The organism is Schlesneria sp. (assembly GCF_036405755.1).
Lineage (GTDB): Bacteria > Planctomycetota > Planctomycetia > Planctomycetales > Planctomycetaceae > Schlesneria > Schlesneria sphaerica.
Map to the genome: position 1 here is coordinate 1 of NZ_DASWWZ010000150.1, position 3,902 is coordinate 3,902.

2 protein-coding genes and 1 pseudogene are annotated in these 3,902 nt (G+C 56.0%); all 3 read left to right on the forward strand.

Features of this window, described 5'->3' with window-relative positions; all coding sequences use genetic code 11:
- Window positions 1-123 (forward strand): H-X9-DG-CTERM domain-containing protein (locus VGE80_RS05100; protein ID WP_440591906.1); only part of this gene is annotated, 123 nt, incomplete at its 5' end.
- A 335-nt stretch (window positions 124-458) separates the two neighbouring features.
- Window positions 459-1,733 (forward strand): glycosyltransferase family 4 protein, encoded by a 1,275-nt coding sequence (locus VGE80_RS05105; RefSeq protein ID WP_440591905.1) that lies wholly within the window; start codon window positions 459-461, stop codon window positions 1,731-1,733.
- A gap of 446 nt (window positions 1,734-2,179) precedes the next feature.
- Window positions 2,180-3,902: pseudogene (locus tag VGE80_RS05110) on the forward strand (hypothetical protein); the annotation flags it as partial.

Below are 3,902 nucleotides of genomic sequence, written 5' to 3' on the forward strand. Positions count from 1 at the left end.
ACAGGTGGGGGGCACTTTGTACTGGGGGACGGCTCCGTCCGTTTCATCAGTCAGAATATCTCGCCGGATCTGTTGCGCAATCTCGCACATCGTGCCGACGGAGAAATGCTGAAGGAGTTTTGATACGACGTGCTGTAGGAATTGTTCAGACAGATTTCTCGTAGTTATTGCATTCGACTTGTCGCCACTTCGGAACGAACGGGGAACATAGTTGCGTCGCATTTATGGCGGATCAATCTGGGTCAAAGCTTTTCTTTACATCACGCTGAATTCAGACTGAATCTGGGGCAGTGCGAGAACACCGACAAAAACGGCCGAGAGCCCATCGATCCGTCGCCATGGAGCGGATTCTCAGACGTTTCTGAAACCAGAGCACACCGGGTGGTTTTTTGACCGAAGACAACTTAATCTCGTTCAAGTCTTGAAAGCACCATGGGACTTGTCGAGTAACGTCTGAAATGCATTTGGCGATAATCACCGCGGGCGGCGCGGGAATGTTCTGCGGCTCGTGCATGCACGACAACACATGGGCTCGCGCGTTGCACCGGGCCGGTATCGAGGTTTCGCTGATCCCGCTCTACACGCCGATTCGCGTCGATGAAGAGGACCAGACGTCGTCCCCTATTTTTTTCGGCGGGATTAACACTTACCTCAACGATCAGTTTGGATTCTGGCGAAGGCTACCCCGGTTTCTGACACGCTGGCTCGATTCCCCCGCGATCATCCGCAGGGCGACTCGCGGTGCAGTCGAGACCGACGCCGCCAAATTGGGCAGTCTGACGGCATCAATGGTTCATGGCGAACTGGGACCGCATCGCAAGTCGGGGGAAGAGCTGGCCGATTTCGTGGCGGCGCTGAAGCCGGATGTCGTCTGTTTCAGCAACGCATTGCTTTCAGGTGCCTTGCGCGAATTGCGCAAACGGTATGCGGGCCCGGTCTACTGTGTATTGCAAGGTGACGACGTTTTTCTCGATGGATTAGTCGAACCCTACCGGACAACGGTCATGAAGCGTTTGACGGAACGCGCGGCCGAGTTCGACGGCTACATTGTCCACAGCAAGTTCTATCGAGACTACATGTCTCGCTATTTGTCGCTGGCCCCCGGCAAGTTTCTGGAATTCCCTCTGGCAATTGACTGTGCCAAGCACGATGGACGGCCCAAAGAGGTTGTGGGGACCGCACCCACAGTTGGCTATTTCGCCCGTATTTGTCCTGAAAAAGGACTCGATCTGCTGGTGGAAAGCGTGCTTCGGCTGAAACAGAAGATTCCCGGCATTCGGCTGAAAGCGGGTGGCTATCTCGGGGCGCAAAACCAGTCCTACTTTGAATCCGTCGTCGAAATGGCCAGACCTCTCGGGGATGCCTTTGAGTATGTGGGGAGTCCCCCGACTCATGCGGAAAAAGTCGAATTTATGAAATCGGTGGATGTCTTCAGCGTGCCAGCACGCTTCCAGGAACCAAAGGGGCTTTACGTGCTGGAGGCCTGGGCGAACGGAATTCCCGTCGTTCTGCCAGATCATGCTGCGTTTCCCGAACTGATTGATTCCACTGGGGGGGGACTCTTGTCCCGTAATGGCAGCACCGAATCGCTTGCCGAACTGCTTCAGCAGATTTTGCGAGATTCCAGCTTGCGGCAGCGTCTCGCGCGGGCCGGGTATGAGGGTGTCCGTTCGAAGCATGATCTGACTTCGCTGGCAAATGCCACCAGAACGCTCTTCAGCCACCTGCGATAGGAAGCAGGCCCGTTTGTACTGAGCTCTCAGTGAATGCCGGGGGCTGCTGTGCAGGATTCGTCCGCAGATTGATCAAATGGGTTCGGAATTCCCTTGCTGAAAGGCTGCTTGACCCGGCTCTCAGCGTGATTCCGCGCCCGCGATCGGTCTCCGTATCCCGCTTCTCAAGTAAGTCCGTTTCGATGCCGGGGCGGGACGTGGAGGAGCCGGAGGTTCGGCGGGTTCTGCCGATGGGGGCGATCCAGAGCCGAAAAAGTGGAATTTTCAATACGATCCGAATGTTCGGTACAGTTTACCACACGACTGCGCCGATACTTCCGCTAGGCGCAGAATGCTGCGCCCGTTGAGTTATCGTTGCGTTGGGGAGCGGAGAACGGGCTTCTCGGAGCTGAGACGAGACTCGCGAACGTTCCGAGTTCACGGCGTTCATAGTCAGGGAACGACTGATGCGGACACGGCACTGGTTTGCTGTAATGATGGGTGGATGTTTGGCCTTGGCGGGCGTTGGTACGGCTACGGCCCAACCACCGGGAATGCCGACCAATGGGAATCCGGATCAGGTGGGAATGGGAATGATGCCATCGCCATTCGCGGGAGCGTATGGTCAGGTGCCACAAACCTACTCCGGGATACAGCCTGCGGGGTATCCTCCGAATGCGAATGCATGGCCGAATGTGTCGCCATTCGCGGGGCCTCCCGTGGATTCCACGGCCTATGAAGATGGGTTCTGGTTCAACAGAATCCTGCAGGGAAATCGTCGCTACTATTTCTCTGCAGAAGCGTTGCTCGCCCACACACGTGGGGGAGACTCGACTCTGATTGGTGCCCCCGGCGTCAATCCCGTGTCGATTGACGCTCTTCAAGGGCAAAATGGAACGGGTACGACTACGACAGGCAACCTGATCTTTGGGACGACCCAATTCAATCAGGCAGTCTTTACCACTGGTCCTTCACGCAACGTCAACGCCAATGGCGGCGGTGGCAACGGCGGCGGAGGCAACGGGACAGGTGGAGCGGCTGTCGTTAATATTTTTGCCGCACAGGATACGGGCAACCTCGCGAACGTGATGACCTCGGGCGGGTTCAGGGGCACGTGGGGTTGGTTCAATCCGGATGACACCGGGTTCGTGGTCTCGGGCTTTGTCCAGGGGCGAGCGACCTCCAGCTGGAATCTGGTTGATCCGCTGCTCGATATTAATGAGTTCAGCGGTAACTACAATCCTCTGTTGCACCTGCATGCCTGGTTTGGTTTGCCTCTGGGCAGTTCGGGAACGAACAGCACGATTACTAACTCCACCGGAACCATTTCGACCGGCACGGGTCCTGATGGAGATACCGATGGTGATGGCAAGTACGGTGCGGTCCAGCCCTACGACATGGGTGTGTACCTGCGGTTTAACTCGCAATTGATGGGGGCCAACTCGGACTATTACTTCAATTCCATCTATGAGCGTCGCGCTGTCAAGCTTCGCCCCTTGCTCGGTGCCCGGTACTTGCACTTGCGTGAAAGCTTCAGCTTTGACGGCTCTGACAGTGGACTGGGTTACACAGTCAACGATCCGTCATCCGGCGGAACTGGTGGTGGAGGTGGTAATAACGGCGGCGGTGGCGGGGGAACCACGACAGGGACGGGATATCTGACGCCATCTGCACTGGACGCAATCTTCTCGAACCCGAACGTGCTTCACTCGAATCTGGTCTCCTCCACTCTGTCACAGATGGCAGGTCCTGAAATCGGGTTGCGGTTTGATCTGGGACCTCAAAATGCCAAGTTCCAGATGTGGGGAAATACGAAGTTCGGAGCCCTGGCAAACGTGACCTCACGTCAGATCACGGGGTATGGGATCGGGAATGCCTTCAATATCATTTCTCCCAATACGGTACCTCAGATGCCGAACGACCCGACCCTTACGGCGTTCAGCACGAGCCAGACGACAACCAACTTTTCGCCAATGTTCGAGCAATCGATCAACGTCAAGTTCCCGGTCTTCAATCTGGTACCCTATCTGAACCGCCTGGAGGTCTTCGAGAAGGCCCAACTGCAAGCGGGATACACCTTCCTGTATGTTGGACAAGTCTACAGACCGCACAATACAATCATCTGGAACCAGTTCCCCAAGACACCCCAATTGAACGGTCAGAAGTCGGACTTCTTCAATTCGAACTTCA